The sequence below is a fragment of the Collinsella aerofaciens genome (assembly GCF_005844325.1).
Lineage (GTDB): Bacteria > Actinomycetota > Coriobacteriia > Coriobacteriales > Coriobacteriaceae > Collinsella > Collinsella aerofaciens_G.
In genome coordinates, this window is sequence record NZ_SPFY01000015.1 from 1 (window position 1) to 16,173 (window position 16,173).

Below are 16,173 nucleotides of genomic sequence, written 5' to 3' on the forward strand. Positions count from 1 at the left end.
CGCGATTGGCGAAAATGCGTTGGTGGAAATGGTGAAAATTATATTGACGCTAACACGAGGTCCCTGAGCCCCTCGATCTCGGGGGACGGCACCCATACCGGGGAGATATCGTGCGACAGTATCGCCTTGGCCATCCTGGCCGCGTCGTTGCGGTCGTTCTTGGACGAGAGGTCTGCCGCCGACCTCGGGACCCTGGAGACGGCCGCGACGACGCAGTCGACGCCGAGCCCGGAGAGCTCCCTCTGCGGGGCGAAGCCGAGGTAGCCGCTCTCGTAGGCGGCGAGCGACGGGCCGGGGAAGCCCGACATCCACTCCGCGACCTCGCCCCAGGGGTTGCCGCGGAACCTCCTCGTCACGGCCTCGCCCGTCTCCGCGTCGAGCGCGCAGACGGTGGTGGACCTGAGGTGTACGTCCATTCCGAAGGCGGTAGAATATCTAGGCACGGGAGCCTCCCAACCTCGTTGCGGCGCGGCTGCGCCTCTGGCACTTCAACAACATTGTCGCAGCCCCGACCCGCGGTCACGAGCGGGGGCTCCTGTCGTTTCCGTGCCCCTGGATTGGGTCATAGTGTCTGACTCTGCCATAACATCGGCATTTCTTTGGTTGTCGATGTGGTCGTTGGGGACGTTCTTGTTCGACTGGTCGTTTAAGAACGTCCTCAATGACTACCTTGCATCAATCTAATAAGTTGCGGTGAGATAGTTCTTGAATTGGCCTTTTTTGAGGCTAAACAGGAACTATCTCACCGCAACTGCGTTGAGTGTTTTTTGGCAGCTGGTTTACTTGCTCGCGAACAGCCAGATCAGGACGATCACGAGGATTACGGCGACAATGCAGGCGATGGCTCCGGTGAATTTGACGCGTGAGTCGCGGGTTCGCTTGCGTACGTCGTCTTCGGCGGCCTCGAGTTGGGCAACTTCGCGCTCGGTCTCGGTATACTCGGCCTTGTCGCGTGCCAAGGACCCGGCGAGCGATTCGGTGATCTCGGGATGGTCGTGCACCTCGGTCGCCTGCTCGATAATCGACTGCGCATGCGCGGCATCTGCCCGGGCGTTTGCGATGGCCTGCTCTTGCTCGCGGCGTGCCTTGTCCTGTGTGGCGATCTTTTCGCGCAGCTCGCGCTGGCGCGTCGCGGCGGCAGTTTTTGCGGACTGCAACTCGTCGCGCGCGGCATCTGCCTCAGCCGTTACGGCCTGGTGCGCTCGTTTAGCGTCAGCGATGGGGGCCTGTGCCTGCTCGACGGCCTGCTCGGCGGCGGCGAGTGAATGCTCAAGATCGGCGGTCACGCGCGGAATATCTTCCTCGGCCTTGCGGAGGGTGTCGGCAGCGTCGGAGATTTGCATAGACAACTCGCTGGTGCGCACGGTGTAATTGGCGGGATTTGCCGAAGGGTTGCGCTGCAGCTCGGCATACTCGCGACGCAAGGTCTCGAGCTGCGCGCGCGTAGCATCGGCAGTTTGTCGTGCGGCGGCGACACCGGCATCGCGCTCAGCCTTCACTTTGTCGCGGATGCGCTTGGAATCCTCAAGGCGACGAACGAGGCGGTTGCCGGTCTCGCGCGAGCTCGCCTCGCGGGCTTCCACGGCGTCGAGTGCAGCCTTCAGGCGGAGCTCGGTCGCATCATCTTCTGCCTTCATTTGCTCGAGCTGGCCCTTGAGCTCAGTCGCTTTGGCGGCACGGGCATCACGGTTAATTTCAGCTGCCGCAGCGGTCTTTTGTGCCGCGGCAATCGCCTGGCGTTGATCGGCGATGATCTGATCGTAGCGGTCTGCGATGTCCTGGCGCGTCTCGAGCTCCTCTGCCTGGTCGGCGATGCGCTGCTCAAGCTCGGCTAAATGGGCGCGGGCATCGGCGAGTGCCTTCTTGGCGGCGTTCATCTCGCGCATGGCCGACGCGCCCTGGGCGATAAAAGTGCCCACGGCGTTAGCGGTGTTTGAGACGGCGCTCCCCAGGTCGCGGCTCGTGGCGGGAGCATGCGAGGTGGTTGGGTGTGCGGCCTTGGCGGCATTCGCATCGGCAGTCTGCGGCGCGGCGATATTGCCGGTGCCGCCTTCGATCACGGAAAAGCCCGCTGCGTGCGGGTCGACCGCGTCGGCGCCGATCGTGGGGTGCTCGAGTTGCAGGAACGAGGGCATGGTGCTGCCCTGGTCGGCAACCGGGGTCTCGCCGGGCACAAACGTCGAGGCGGCCTCGGCTGCTTCCTCTTCCTCGGCGTCGATATCGGCATCGGCGACAGCGTCCTTCATCGCTTTGACGGCATCCATCATGGAGTCCATGACGGCGTCGAGCTCTTCTTCCGAAGACACCTCGATGGGGCCTGCTACTTGCGGAGCGTTCTCGGCCTTGGGCTCAGTATCGCTCGGGTTCGGCTGCTCTAGCTGCTCTTCTTTGTCTTGCTCTGCGGCGACATTTGCGTCTGCGGCCTCGCCTGCGGCGGCAGGAGCCTCCTCGACGGCGGCATCAATGCTGCCATCGCTGCTGGTAGAAGTATCGCAGTCGTCAATGGTGTCTGCGGAATCATCAATATGCTGTTGAGTCTGGGGGTCCAGCTCGTCTGTCATAGGCATGTGCTCCTCATCGTTGTTTGTCACCCTATGATAAAGTCTCGCGCCGACATCCCGCGCCCCGCAGCAAAGTTTCAAAACGTGTTCGATGACTCGTCGCGTTAACAAAAACTCGGCCGCTCTATCCAATTTTTACTTGACATTCCCTTCGCCGAAAGACGTTGCGCCGTTCGCCCGCCATGGGCTTTATTTTTCACTTGAAGAAGCTAAAGTTGCATTTCAGCTTTTGGCGCGTTTATTTTGGATGCGCGCAGTCGGCGGGCGTGCCCGTCGCGATTTTGAAAGGACTTCGTATGGGACTTTTCACTGGTAAGACCGTGATCGTCACCGGCGGCGGCAAGGCCACGCTCAAGGACGGCTCCGCTGGCTCCATCGGCTACGGCATCGATATCGCTTTTGCCAAGGAGGGCGCGAACCTCGTCATCACCGGCCGCAACGTCGCCAAGCTCGAGGCCGCCAAGGAGTCTCTCGAGGCTGAGTACGGCGTCAAGGTTCTGCCTGTTCAGGCCGATGTTTCTGCCGGTCAGGACAACGAGGCCGTCGTACAGAACGTTATCGACAAGGCGATTGAGGAGTTCGGCCGCATCGACGCCGTCGTCAACAACGCCCAGGCCAGCGCCTCGGGCGTGACCATCGCCGACCACACTATGGACCAGTTTAACCTGGCCATTTACTCTGGCCTGTATGCCACCTACCTGTACATGCAGAAGGCCTATCCGCACCTGAAGGAGACCAAGGGCTCCGTGGTCAACTTTGCTTCGGGCGCCGGCCTGTTTGGCAACTACGGCCAGTGCAGCTACGCCGCCGCCAAGGAAGGCATCCGCGGCTTGACCCGCGTCGCCGCCAACGAGTGGGGCAAGGACGGCATCAACGTCAACATCGTGTGCCCGCTTGCCTGGACTGCTGCGCTCGAGAACTTCCAGGATGCCTATCCCGAGGCGTTCAAGGCCAACGTTCACATGCCGCCGGCGGGCCACTACGGCGACGTCGAGAAGGAGATCGGCCGCGTGGTCGTTCAGCTTTGCGGCCCCGACTTTAAGTATATGAACGGCGAGACCGTCACCCTCGAGGGTGGCATGGGCCAGCGTCCGTAGGGGTTACGCGGTTTTACCAAACCGCGTAACGGCTCGACGCTGCGCGGTCACCAGAGCGACAACTTGTCATTCAAAGAGGGCGGCATGACCAGAAGGTCTATGCCGCCCTCTTTTCATGCCAATTTGTTCGCTCTGGCGACCGCTCGCTGACGTTGCCAGGGCATCGGCGTTTGCGTTGCTGACGAAAAGTAGTCGTTGGGGACGTTCTTAAATGACTAGTCGAAGGGGACAGTCTTGTCGGCACTTGGGGACGGTCCCTAAGTGCCGGCAGATTGGGACACTCCTTTGCAAGATGGCGCTGAAGGCTGTCCCCAACAACTAGTCGTTTAAGAACGTCCCCAACGGCTAGTTGTTTAATGCGCCAGTTTCTGTCGAGTCGGTGCTCCTTGCGGGTTGCCCGTATAATGGTTTGCGTATGAGCCGCAACCAAGGAGTTCCAGTTTATGGACCAGAACCTTTTTAAATTCGACCTGATCGCCGAGGACCCGACGACGCACGCGCGTGCCGGCGTGCTGCACACCCCGCATGGCGACATCGAGACGCCGATCTTTATGCCCGTGGGCACCAAGGCAAACGTCAAGGGCATCCCCACCGAGACCGTCAAGCAGCTCGGTGCGCAGATCGTGCTCGCCAACACCTACCACCTGTCCATGCGTCCCGGCGAGGACACCATCGCTGAGCTGGGCGGACTGCACAAATTTATGAACTGGCATGGCCCCATTCTTACCGACTCGGGCGGCTTCCAGGTGTTCAGCCACAACGACGCCGTCAAGCTCACCGACGAGGGCGTACGCTTTATCGTCAACGACTACGACGGTCGCCACGTGTTCTGGACGCCCGAGGACAACATGGAAATCGCCATGAAGCTCGGCTCCGACATCTGCATGCAGCTGGACCAGTGCCCGGGCTATCCCGCCACGCGCGCCTACGTTGAGCGCGCCGTTGAGCTGTCGAGTATGTGGGCCGAGCGCTGCTACAAGGCTCACACCCGCGATGACCAGGCACTTTTCGGCATCGTTCAGGGTGGCATGCATCTGGACTTGCGCCTGCGCTCGCTGCGCCATCTGGAGGAGTGCGGTGACTTCCCCGGCTACGGCATCGGCGGCTACTCGGTGGGCGAGGACCACGAGACCATGTTCGAGACCCTGGCGCCGCTGGCTTCCGAGTACATGCCCAAGCACAAGCCGCGCTACCTGATGGGCGTCGGCAACCCCACCACCCTCGTGCGCGGTGTGGGCGTGGGCATCGACATGTTCGACTGCGTGCTGCCGACGCGCACCGGCCGCATGGGCACGGCGTTCTCCAGCGAGGGTCGCCTTAACTTCCGCAACGCGCGTTTTGCGCACGACGACGGTCCCATCGATCCCACCTGCACCTGCCCGGTGTGCACGGGCGGCTACAGCCGCGCGCTCATCCGTCACATGGTCACGCAGAAGGAGATGCTCGGCGGTATTCTGCTGTCGATGCACAACATCTACTACCTGCTCAACCTTATGCAGCGTGCCCGTCAGGCCATTATCGAGGGCCGCTACGGTGCGTTCGTGAGCGACTGGATGAACAGCCCCGCGGCGGTGGATTACTAAGGACGGCGCGGACGCTTGCGGAGCGCGGGCAACGGCAAAGGCCAAGCGGCGATCGGTCGTCGCGTTCGCTAACATGGTCTGCAAGACCGCTGACCGATGTCTTGCAAGCGCTTGATGCATCGTGGGTACCATACCGAATGGTTGATGTTCGGGCGGGTGTTTGACGCATGGCGTCGACCCCGCCCGTTTCTGTTTTCGATAGGAGTACCCATGATTAAGAATGGGAACGTCGAGGGCGAGCCCGCCTACGACGAGACGTACCGCCGCGGCCCCGTGGTCATGCGCGGCCCCATGATTCCTAAGGACAACACCTACGCCAATCTGCTGGCGCCCGAGGACTCGACCGACTGGCTGCATGCCGATCCCTGGCGCGTGCTGCGCATTCAGGCCGAGTTTGTCGATGGCTTCGGCGCGCTTGCCGAGCTCGGGCCCGCGGTGACCATCTTCGGTAGTGCCCGCACGCCCAAGACCGATCCGCTCTACAAGGCGGCGCGCACGGTCGGCCGCAAAATCGCCCAGCGCGGCGTCGCGGTTATCACCGGCGGCGGCCCTGGCATCATGGAGGCGGCCAACAGGGGAGCGGCGAGCGCCAACGGCAAGTCGGTCGGTTTGGGTATCGAACTACCGCACGAGCAGGGGCTCAACAAATACGTGAACCTGGGTATGGACTTCCGCTACTTCTTTGTGCGCAAGACCATGTTCGTCAAATACAGCTCGGGCGCCATCGTGTTTCCCGGAGGTTTTGGTACGCTCGACGAGATGTTCGAGGTGCTCACGCTGGTGCAGACGCACAAGGTCAAGCGCATGCCGCTCGTGCTGGTAGGCAGCGAGTACTGGCAGGGCCTGTTCGACTGGCTCAACGGCCCGGTGATGGATGCCGGTATGATCAGCCCGCTCGATCCCGAGCTCGTACACATCACCGACGACCTCAACGAAGCCGTCGACATTGCCCTGAGTGGGCTGATGTAGGGCAATCGTGCCCACCGCGATATGAATATATATAGCAATCTGATGCTATCTAACGTCAGTTTGCCATTTATATTGGGTATACTGATGCAAAAGACGAGGGCGAGGAGGTCGCGTATGTCTACTGCAACGGTTAAGCCTACGACGGTTCGCATCGAAGAGGGGCTCAAGGAGCAGGCGACTGAGTTCTTGGATTCGGTCGGCCTCAGCCTCAATTCCTATCTGAATCTTGCCGTTCGGCAGCTTGTAAATCAGCGAAAGATTCCTTTTGAGATCGTAGGAAGGGCGGAAGTGCCCAACGAAGCGACGAGGCGTGCCATGGTAATCGCCGAGGCTCATGAGTTGGGGATTTTGCCGGACGATAGCCCGTCATTCAACGACGCTGATGAGCTTATGTCGTTCCTCGATGAGGACTAGCGATGTTTGAGATTAAAGTCGAGGCTCAGTTTAAGGCGGATTACAAACGGACGATGCGCATCCATCCGCAGCTAAAGAGTGAGTTTAAAGCGGCGGTTGCAGAGCTTGTGGCCCATGGGTCGCTTCCAGCGGAGTACGGCGCCCACGAGCTCTCAAACCCGGGCGGAAACTACAACGGCCACATCGATTTCCACCTATCCGATGGCTTGGTCGATGTGGTCGTTCTTTATCTTCCCCATAAGACTAACCCAGTGATTAGGCTGGTGAGAATGGGCACTCATCAGGAGCTGTTTCAGGGCCCGCTGGGCTGATCGCCGATTTCTAGGTTGCGGTGGAATAGGGATTGATTTGCGGCTGATAAGCCAAAAATAGTCCCTATTCCACCGCAAGCGGTAAAGGTGCCCCTAGTGGATGGGCTGGTAGCGGGGGCAGTAGCTGATGGCGATGGCGTCGACGCCTACATGGGTGGCGATGGTGCAGCCGATGGGGCCGGTGCCGGCGTCTACATAGTCTTGGCCTGCGAGCGCTTGGCTGACGAGCTCCTGCTCCTCGGCGGCGCCGGTCGTGAGCACGCGCACGCTGGAGCCCGGATGCTCAGCCAAAAATGCGAGGCAATCGGCCATGGTGTTGGTAACGATGCGCTTGGCACCGCGGCCCTTTTTTATGGCCTTGATCTCGCCCGATTTCCACTCCGGCGAAACGGCCAGGCGAATGTTGAGCATTTGCGTGAGCTGGCCGGCGAGCTTGGGCGCACGGCCGTTCTTGACCAGGTTCTCGAGTGTGCGCGGAATCAGCAGCAGGTGGGCGTCGGGCAGCGTCGCGCGGATCTGAGCCTCGGCCTCGTCCAGGCTGCGGCCGTCCTCGCGCATGGCGAGCGCGTACTCCACCAGCAGGCCCTCGGCGCCCGAGCCGGTGCGCGAATCGATGCAGCGCACGTCGAGCTCGTGGGTATCGGCCACCTGGCACGCGTTGGCGTAGCAGGCGGACCACTCGCTGCACAGCGAGATAAAGATGGCGCTGTCGTGGCCGTCGGCGCGCACGCGGTCAAAGAGTGCCTTGAACTCGCCGGCGCTCGGCTGCGAGGTGTGCGGCAGCTGCTCGGAGCCAGCCATGCGCGCGACGTACTCCTGGGCGGTAATCTGCACCTGGTCGAGCAGGTCCTCGCCCTCGATAATCACATGCAGCGGAATCACGTAAATGCCGAGCTCTTGAGCACGGGCGGGGGAGATGTCCGACGTGGAGTCGGTTATGATGGCAAAAGACATAATTGCACCTTTCGTTGGGGCGCGACGGCGCCGCCTTCTGAGAGCAAAGTGCGACAAGTATAGTGGAGTCGTTCCACATTTCTAGGTTCAATTGTTGAATAGTCAACAGTTTGAAGTGTCGGTGTGGAAATCGTCAACTGGGGAAGAGGGATGCCGATGGAGGCACTGGAGATATGCAGGCGGCCGGTCGTGCTGTTTGATTTCGATGGCACGGTGGCCGATACGGGTCGGGCGGTGATGACCTCGACGCGCAAGACGCTGGCTACGCGCGGGTTTTCGGAGGCGCAGATGGGTGATCTGCGCCGCATGATCGGGCCGCCCCTGTGGAAGAGCTTTCACGACTTTTACGGCTTTTCCCGCGAGGAGTCGCTTGTGGTGGCCGATGAGTATCGCGTCTTTTTTGATGAGCTGGGACCGGAGGAGTATCCCGTGTTTGACGGGATCCCCGAGCTGCTGGATGGGTTAGCCGCCCGGGGCAAGCGTATGGCCGTGGCGACGTCGCGCATGGAGGCAAAGTGCATCGACATGGTGCGTGAGCTCGGGCTTTCTCAGTTTGAGGCGGTGGTTGGCATGAATCCGCCGCAGGGTCGCGAGACCAAGGCCGATTCGGTCCGCGATGCTCTGGCGGCGCTCGGCGCGACGGCCGACGTTGCCGTGATGATCGGCGATCGCTTTAACGATGTGGAGGGCGCGCACGCGATGGGCGTGCCGTGCATTGGCATCTATTCGGGCGCGGCGGCGCCGGGCGAGCACGAGGCGGCGGGTGCCGATGCAGTGGTGCACTCGGTGGCCGAGCTTGCTAAACTTTTCGCTATATAAGTACTTGATGTGAGGGGCGGGCGTACCCGTCGCTCATTGGTAAGGAGGCAGTCCATGAATCAGGTGGAGCAGAGCGTCGCTGAGTATGTCGACGAGGTCTGGGAAGATGTCGTCGCCGATATCGAACAACTGGTGAGCTATCCGTCCGTGGCCGTTGCTGCCGATGCGGAGCCTAGCGCGCCGTTTGGCCGCCCGGTTCGTGATGCGCTCGATTGCGCGCTCGGCATTGCGCAAAAGCTCGGCTACCAGACGAGCGACGACGAGGGCTATGTGGGCATTGCCGATATCCCGGGTCGCGGCGACAAGCAGCTCGCGACCATCTGCCACGTGGACGTGGTGCCCGCCGGCCCCGGCTGGAACACCGACCCGTTTGCGATGGAGCGTCGCGAGGGATGGCTGCTCGGCCGTGGCGTGATTGATGACAAGGGTCCGGCGGTGTTGTCGCTCTACGCCGGTGCCTACCTGCTCAAGCACGGCATTGTGCCGCGCTATACCTTCCGCGCGCTGCTGGGCTGCGATGAGGAAGTGGGCATGTCCGACGTTCACCATTATCTGGAGAACCACGCAGACCCCGACTTTTTGTTTACGCCCGATGCCGAGTTCCCGGTCTGCAATGCCGAGAAGGGCCAGTTTGGGGCGACGTTTGTGAGCCCCAAGATCGATGGAGGGCGCATCGTATCGTGGAGCGGTGCCGAGGCGAGCAACGCCATTCCGTCGCAGTCTATCTGCGAGCTTGCGATTGCCGCCGATGAACTGCCGGCGCCCATTGAGAACGCCGACCGCCTGGAGATCACGGCGCTCGAGAACGGCCATGCCCAGATTTTCGCGCACGGTATCGGTGGCCATGCTTCGATGCCCGAGGGGACGATCAACGCCGTCGGCCTGATCGTGACGTACCTGCGCGAGGCCGAGGACGCGTTTGGTGCCCGTGACGAGCGCCTGCTGACGCCTGCCGAGCACGAGTTCGTCAAGTTCCTGGCCTTTGTACATGCAGACGCCTATGGCCGCGGCTTGGGTATCGATGCGACGAGCTCGGCGTTTGGCCCGCTTACCTGCAACGCTGGCGTCATCCGCGTGGCGGATGGCCATATTGAGCAGGTCATCGACGTGCGCTTCCCCGACAGCACGAGTGCCGATACCATCCGCGAGCAGCTCGACCCGCTCGTGGGCCGTTTTGGCGTGACGTGCCAGCTGGGTCGCGCGAAGGTGCCGTTCTCGGTCTCTGCCGACGATCCGGCCGTGAAAGCGCTGATTGATACCTATAACGAGTTTACGGGTAAGCATGCCGAGCCCTTTGCCATGGGCGGCGGCACGTACGCGCGCAACTTTGCCCGCGCCGTGTCATTTGGCCCCGAGGAGACCGGCCTGGAGTTGCCCGCATGGGGCGGCCAGATGCATGGCCCCAACGAGTGCGCCAACGAGGAACAGCTCAAGCAAGCGCTCAAGATCTATATTGTTGCGATCTTAAGGCTCAACGAGCTCGAGCTTTAAGGTTGCGGCGTTTTGCCAATCTAAGTTGCGGTGGAATAGTTCCTAGAATCGGCTGCCTAACAGCCAAACAGGAACTATTTCACCGCAACTTTGCTTTTATTGGTGTAAAAGGTGCGCCATATTTGGCGCTGGATTGTTATTCGTTTGTAAAGCCCTGCCGCGCTTGCGGTAAGGGTTTATCAAATGCCCGTAAGAAACCGCAGTTGGCGCGGGTGCTGCCCGGTCGGGGTCGTATCTTTCCAAACAGCAAAGCGGGCAGGGTGCCCGCGATTCGCATGTACGAAAGGAAGATCATGCTCGATCAGGCTTATTCTCGTCGTCAGTTCCTCGGCCTCGCTGGTGGTCTTGCCAGCATCGTCGGTCTCGGTCTCGTTGGCTGCGGCGGCGCAGGCGCATCCGACGCCGCCGACAAGGGTAGCGCCGCTGCTGCCGAGTCCGTCTCCGGCGAGGTGACCTACGACGGTGCCTCCTCGTTCCAGGCTCTCGTCGAGGCCGCTGCCGAGAAGTTCATGGATGCCAACCCCGACGTCTCCGTCTCCGGCTCGGGCAACGGTTCGGGCAAAGGTCTGACCGCTGTTGCCGCCGGCACCGTCACCATCGGTAACTCCGACGTCTTCGCCGAGACCAAGCTCGAGGCCGACCAGGTCAAGAACCTCGTCGACCACGAGGTCGCCGTCGTGGGCATGGGTCCCGTCGTCTCTAAGAACGTGAAGGTCGACGACCTGTCCCTCGAGCAGCTCAAGGGCATCTTCTCCGGCCAGATCACCAACTGGAAGGAGGTCGGCGGCGACGACGCCAAGATCGTCGTTCTCAACCGCAAGGCCGGTTCCGGTACCCGCGCCACCTTCGAGGCTGCCGTCTTTGGCGACGAGGCAGTCGACTTTAAGGGCGACGCCGAGCTCGACAAGTCCGGCGACGTCCAGACTCAGATGGGCAGTACCGACAACGCCATCTCCTACCTCGACTTCTCGCACTTCGATGACTCCAAGTTCAACGCCATCAAGGTCGAGGGCGTCGAGCCCAAGAGCGCAAACGTCACCGACGACTCCTTCAAGATCTGGGCTACCGAGCACATGTACTGCTCCAAGGACGCCGACGAGGCCACCACGGCCTTCCTGGAGTTCATGCTTTCCGACGACGTCCAGGGCAAGCTCGTCGAGGAGCAGGGCTTTATCCCCGTCTCTGCCATGAAGGTCGTCAAGGACGCCAGCGGCAAGGTCTCTGCTAAATAAGTAATCGCCCCCGGAAAGGTTTGCAATGGCAAAACAGCTGCCAAAGCGCGACCTTGAGAACGTGGGCCTGAGCGTCACGGGCGCGTGCGTAGCGCTCGTGACGCTTGTCGTTGCCGCGCTCATCTTTATGGTCGCCCAAAAGGGCCTCTCGGCTTTTATCAAGGACGGCGTCTCGGTCGTCGAGTTCTTTACCGGCACCAAGTGGGACCTGGCCAACACGGCCGAAAACGGCCTGCCTTATACCGGCGCCCTGCCCCTGATCGTCACCTCGTTTGCAGTCATGGTGCTCTCCACGCTCATCGCGCTGCCCATCGCCATCGGCTCTGCCATCTTTGCGGTCGAGATCCAGCCTAAGTTTGGTTCCAAGATCTTTCAGCCGCTTATTGAGCTTTTGACCGGCATTCCCTCGGTCGTCTTTGGCTTGATCGGCTTTCACGTGGTTGTCGGCCTTATGAAGAGTGTTTTCCATGTGAGCACGGGCCTGGGCATCTTGCCCGGCGCCATCGTGCTGGCGGTCATGATTCTGCCGACGATGACCACGCTTTCGGTCGATGGCCTGCGCGCCGTGCCCGACGGCTACCGACAGGGCTCGCTCGCGCTGGGCTACACCCGCTGGCAGACCATCTGGCACGTGGTGCTCAAGTCCGCCATGCCGTCGCTCATGACCGCGGTTATCTTGGGCATGACCCGCGCCTTTGGCGAGACGCTCGCCGTGCGCATGGTCATCGGCGGCATCGAGGCCATGCCGACGTCGCTGCTGTCGCCGGCTTCGACCATCACCACCACGCTCACCACGTCCATGGCGGTCTACGCCGAGGGCTCGGCCCAGGACGACGTCCTGTGGGCACTCGGTCTGCTGCTGATGGGCATGAGCCTCATCTTCATCCTGATCATCCATCTCATTGGCCGCAAGGGGGCGAAGGCTCGTGGCTAGCACGCGCATCCACATCGACGAGGCGAGGCTCGGGCGTGTCCAAAAGCAGGATCGCATCGCCACGGGCGTGCTGACGGCGATCGTCGCCATCGTCATGCTCATCGTCATCTCCATGGTGGCCTATATCCTGTTTGAGGGCATCTCGACGCTGTTCCAGCCGGGCTTTCTCACAGAGCCGTCGCGCGCCAACGGAACGCAGGGCGGCGTGCTCTACCAGCTGTTCGACTCGTTCTACCTGCTGCTGATCACTCTGATCATCTCGGTGCCCATCAGCCTAGGCGGAGCGGTCTTCCTGGTTGAGTACGCGCCGAACGGCCCTATCCGCGACATCGCCTCTACCGCCATCGAGACGCTGTCCTCGCTGCCTTCCATCGTCGTCGGCATGTTTGGCTTCCTGGTGTTCTCGGTGCAGCTGGGCTGGAAGTACTCCATCATCTCCGGCGCCGTCGCGCTCACCATGTTCAATATCCCCATTCTGGTGCGCGTGATTCAGCAGGCGCTCGAGGACGTGCCACAGGCCCAGCGCGATGCATGCCTGGCCATGGGCCTTACCCGCTGGGAGGCCACGCTGCACATCCTGATTCCCGAGGCCATGCCCGCCATCGTGACCGGCATCGTGCTTTCGGCCGGCCGCGTCTTTGGCGAGGCCGCGGCGCTGCTCTTTACCTCGGGCATGAGCTCGCCGGTGCGTCTGAACTTCTTGAGCTTTAACCTGTCGAGCCCCACCTGCGCCTGGAACGTGTTCCGCCCCGGTGAGTCGCTCGCCGTGCACATCTACAAGATCTATGGCGAGGGCAGCCCCGAGGCCCAGCAGATCGTTTGGGGCACCGCGGCGCTGCTGATGATTTGCGTGCTGCTGTTTAACGTAGTCGCCCGTATCGTGGGCAAACAACTGGCAAGGAAGATGACGGCCGAATGAGCGAGATAAATGCAACGCCCGCAACTGAGGCGGCATCGTCCGAGACCCAGGACTTTTTGTCGAGCGTGGGGGAGAGCGAGAAGCGCGTGCGCGCGAGCGGCAAGGCCGTGAGCGACGAGGTCGTGCTCTCCACCAAGGACGTCAACGTGTACTATGGCGACCACCATGCACTGCACAATACGTCGCTCGACTTTCACAAGGGCGAGATCACGGCGCTCATCGGGCCTTCGGGCTGCGGTAAGTCGACCTTCTTGCGTAGCCTCAACCTCATGAATCGCGAGATTCGCGGCTGCCGCGTGGAGGGCGAGATCAACTATCGCGGGCGCAACGTGAACACCAAGACCGAAAACACCTACGAGCTGCGCCGTTCCATTGGCATGGTGTTCCAGCAGCCCAACCCGTTCCGCAAGTCCATTCGCGACAACATCACGTTTGCGCCTAAGCGCCACGGCATCACCGACCGCGACGAGCTCGACCGCATGGTCGAGGAAAGCCTGCGCGGCGCGGCGCTTTGGGACGAGGTCAAAGACAAGCTCGACAAGAGCGCCTACGCGCTTTCGGGCGGCCAGCAGCAGCGTCTGTGCATCGCGCGCACGCTGGCGCTCAACCCCGACGTGATTCTGTTCGACGAGCCCTGCTCGGCGCTCGACCCCATCTCGACGCTGGCGATCGAGGACCTCATGTCATCGATCGTGGCCGACCGCGCCATCGTTATCGTGACGCACAACATGGAGCAGGCGTCGCGCGTGTCCAACCGCACGGCGTTCTTCTACATGGGCGATATGGTCGAGTACGACGAGACTGACGAGATTTTCCAACGGCCCAAGGATAAGCGGCTGAATGATTACCTCACCGGCATGTTCTCCTAGTCCGGGACATGCTTGAGGCCCGCGGCGGCCACGGTTGCCACGGGACTGATTGGAGAGGCGGGTCATCTCTTTTGGGAGATGGCCCGCCTTTTTGTGTCGTGTGCGGCCCGCCTTTTCGCTGCTATTATGGACAACGTTGAATTTCTACGAAGGAGCAGGGCATATGGCGATTCTTTTGGGATGCGATTCCGTCAGCCTAGAGTTTCCCACCAAGCATATTTTCGATAGCGTGACGCTCGGCGTGGGCGAGGGCGACCGTATTGGTATTGTCGGTAAAAACGGCGACGGCAAGTCGACGCTGCTGAGCGTGCTCGCCGGCACGCTGGAGCCCGACGACGGCCGCGTGACGCATCGTCGCGGCACCACGATCGGCCTGCTCGGCCAAAAGGACCAGCTTGTCGACACCGACACCGTGCACCATGCCGTCGTGGGCGACACGCCCGAGTATGAGTGGGCGTCGAGCCCCCGCACGCGCCAGATCCTCGCCGGTCTCATTAGCGATGTGCCCTGGGAGGGCACGGTGGGCGAGCTTTCGGGTGGCCAGCGCCGCCGCGTGGACCTCGCGCGCCTGTTGATCGGCGACTACGACGTGCTCATGCTCGACGAGCCCACTAACCATCTGGACATGCGCACCATCAACTGGCTTGCACGCCATCTTAAGGCTCGCTGGCAGCGCGGTCAGGGCGCCATGCTCGTGGTCACGCACGATCGCTGGTTCTTGGACGAGGTCTGCACCAGCATGTGGGAGGTCCACGACGGCCAGGTCGATCCCTTCGAGGGCGGCTACTCCGCATATATCCTGCAGCGCGTGGAGCGCGACCGCATGGCCGCGGTTACCGAGGAACGCCGTCGCAACATGGCGCGCAAGGAGCTCGCGTGGCTGAGCCGCGGCGCCCAGGCGCGTTCCACCAAGCCCAAGTTTCGCGTTGATGCCGCTCGCGAGCTGATCGCCGACGTGCCGCCCGTGCGTGACGAGCTGGAGCTCAAGCGCCTCGCCGTGAGCCGCCTGGGCAAGCAGGTTATCGATGTGGTCGACGTGGACGCCGGCTATGCGGATACCGATGGCGCGCCCAAGCAGGTGCTCTCTGACGTGACCTGGCTCATTGGTGCGGGCGACCGCTATGGCCTTTTGGGCGAGAACGGTGCCGGCAAGTCGACGCTGCTCGACGTGATCCAGGGCAAGATTGAACCCACGCGCGGCCGCGTGAAGATTGGCCAGACAGTGCGCTTTGGCGTGCTGTCGCAGCAGCTCGAGGAGCTCGAACCCTACATGGGCGACACGATCCGCGAGGTGCTCGGCAACTATAAGAAGTACTACGTCATCGACGGCAAGGAGACTTCGCCCGAGAAGCTCTGCGAGCGTCTGGGCTTTACGACGCAGCAGCTCTGGAGCCGCATCGGCGATCTTTCGGGCGGCCAGCGCCGTCGCCTGTCGCTGTTGCTGACGATTCTGGACGAGCCCAACGTGCTCATCCTGGACGAGCCGGGCAACGACCTGGATACCGACATGCTCGCGATTGTCGAGGACCTGCTGGACGGCTGGCCCGGCACGCTGATCCTGGTGACACACGATCGCTTTTTGATGGAGCGCGTGACCGACCAACAGTGGGCACTGCTCGATGGCCATCTGACGCATATGCCCGGCGGCGTGGACCAGTACCTGCGCCTGTGCAACGCTACCGCCGAGGGCGAGCCCGTGGGCGCGCCGAGCGCTAAGACCGGCACGTTCGACACCGGTGCGGCGGCTGCTGCCGACAAGCCCAAGTCGAGCGGTCAGCCCAACGGCCTTTCCAACGCCGAGCGTCAGAAGCTCCGCCGCGAGGTGAGCTCGCTCGAGCGCAAGATGGAGACGCAGCGCGCCCGCGTGGAGGAGGCCGAGGCCGCCATGGCCCAGGTCGATCCCACCAACTACACGGCGCTCGGCGAGCAGCAGGCAAAGATCGACGAGGCTCACGCCGCCATGGACGAGCTGGAGATGGCGTGGCTCGAGGCGAGCGAAAAGCTCGAGGGCGAGGAGTAG

General features: G+C 62.0%; 15 protein-coding genes. 12 read left to right on the forward strand and 3 right to left on the reverse strand.

The window, feature by feature from the left end; genetic code table 11:
• Positions 1-38 precede the first annotated feature (38 nt).
• Positions 39-443 carry a transposase gene (locus tag FGQ61_RS05915; RefSeq protein ID WP_138374897.1) on the reverse strand — a complete coding sequence of 135 codons (405 nt, stop codon included), beginning with the start codon at positions 441-443 and terminating at the stop codon, positions 39-41.
• A 336-nt stretch (positions 444-779) separates the two neighbouring features.
• Positions 780-2,561: a coiled-coil domain-containing protein gene (locus FGQ61_RS05920; protein WP_138374898.1), complete on the reverse strand. Its 1,782-nt coding sequence runs from the start codon at positions 2,559-2,561 to the stop codon at positions 780-782.
• Between the two features lie 296 nt (positions 2,562-2,857).
• Here FGQ61_RS05920 and FGQ61_RS05925 point away from each other — a divergent pair, with 296 nt between their 5' ends.
• From FGQ61_RS05925 to FGQ61_RS05945, 5 genes are all read left to right on the forward strand, one after another.
• Positions 2,858-3,658 carry an SDR family NAD(P)-dependent oxidoreductase gene (locus FGQ61_RS05925; protein WP_006235414.1) on the forward strand — a complete coding sequence of 267 codons (801 nt, stop codon included), beginning with the start codon at positions 2,858-2,860 and terminating at the stop codon, positions 3,656-3,658.
• A 443-nt stretch (positions 3,659-4,101) separates the two neighbouring features.
• Positions 4,102-5,241 (forward strand): tRNA guanosine(34) transglycosylase Tgt, encoded by a 1,140-nt coding sequence (tgt, locus tag FGQ61_RS05930; RefSeq protein WP_138374899.1) that lies wholly within the window; start codon positions 4,102-4,104, stop codon positions 5,239-5,241.
• A 210-nt stretch (positions 5,242-5,451) separates the two neighbouring features.
• Positions 5,452-6,210: an LOG family protein gene (locus FGQ61_RS05935; protein ID WP_138374900.1), complete on the forward strand. Its 759-nt coding sequence runs from the start codon at positions 5,452-5,454 to the stop codon at positions 6,208-6,210.
• A gap of 114 nt (positions 6,211-6,324) precedes the next feature.
• Entirely contained in the window at positions 6,325-6,624 is a 300-nt protein-coding gene (locus FGQ61_RS05940; RefSeq protein ID WP_117747007.1) for a type II toxin-antitoxin system RelB/DinJ family antitoxin, read from the forward strand.
• A gap of 2 nt (positions 6,625-6,626) precedes the next feature.
• Complete coding sequence (locus tag FGQ61_RS05945; RefSeq protein ID WP_138374901.1) at positions 6,627-6,935, forward strand: type II toxin-antitoxin system RelE/ParE family toxin; 309 nt, start codon at positions 6,627-6,629, stop codon at positions 6,933-6,935.
• 93 nt (positions 6,936-7,028) lie between these two features.
• Here the strand turns inward: FGQ61_RS05945 and FGQ61_RS05950 are convergent, their stop codons facing one another.
• Positions 7,029-7,889, reverse strand: coding sequence for a DegV family protein (locus FGQ61_RS05950; protein ID WP_138374902.1), 861 nt, complete (start codon positions 7,887-7,889; stop codon positions 7,029-7,031).
• Positions 7,890-8,045: 156 nt separating this feature from the next.
• Between FGQ61_RS05950 and FGQ61_RS05955 the strand changes: the two genes are divergently transcribed.
• The 7 genes from FGQ61_RS05955 to FGQ61_RS05985 all read left to right on the forward strand — a co-directional run bounded on the left by FGQ61_RS05955 (position 8,046) and on the right by FGQ61_RS05985 (position 16,173).
• Positions 8,046-8,708, forward strand: a complete 663-nt coding sequence (locus FGQ61_RS05955) for an HAD hydrolase-like protein (RefSeq protein ID WP_229025926.1) — start codon at positions 8,046-8,048, stop codon at positions 8,706-8,708.
• A gap of 54 nt (positions 8,709-8,762) precedes the next feature.
• The gene (locus FGQ61_RS05960) at positions 8,763-10,199 is read left to right on the forward strand and encodes a M20 family metallopeptidase (protein ID WP_138374904.1); all 1,437 of its coding nucleotides are present in this window, start codon (positions 8,763-8,765) and stop codon (positions 10,197-10,199) included.
• Between the two features lie 275 nt (positions 10,200-10,474).
• Entirely contained in the window at positions 10,475-11,431 is a 957-nt protein-coding gene (locus FGQ61_RS05965) for a phosphate ABC transporter substrate-binding protein (protein ID WP_229030421.1), read from the forward strand.
• Positions 11,432-11,456: 25 nt separating this feature from the next.
• Positions 11,457-12,365, forward strand: a complete 909-nt coding sequence (pstC, locus tag FGQ61_RS05970; RefSeq protein WP_138374905.1) for a phosphate ABC transporter permease subunit PstC — start codon at positions 11,457-11,459, stop codon at positions 12,363-12,365.
• Positions 12,358-13,284 carry a phosphate ABC transporter permease PstA gene (gene pstA / locus FGQ61_RS05975; protein ID WP_171021525.1) on the forward strand — a complete coding sequence of 309 codons (927 nt, stop codon included), beginning with the start codon at positions 12,358-12,360 and terminating at the stop codon, positions 13,282-13,284. Before pstC ends, pstA begins: the two co-directional genes overlap by 8 nt.
• Complete coding sequence (gene pstB, locus FGQ61_RS05980) at positions 13,281-14,153, forward strand: phosphate ABC transporter ATP-binding protein PstB (protein WP_199409513.1); 873 nt, start codon at positions 13,281-13,283, stop codon at positions 14,151-14,153. The genes pstA and pstB overlap by 4 nt, the downstream gene beginning before the upstream one ends.
• Before the next feature lie 163 nt (positions 14,154-14,316).
• Positions 14,317-16,173: an ABC-F family ATP-binding cassette domain-containing protein gene (locus FGQ61_RS05985; RefSeq protein WP_138374907.1), complete on the forward strand. Its 1,857-nt coding sequence runs from the start codon at positions 14,317-14,319 to the stop codon at positions 16,171-16,173.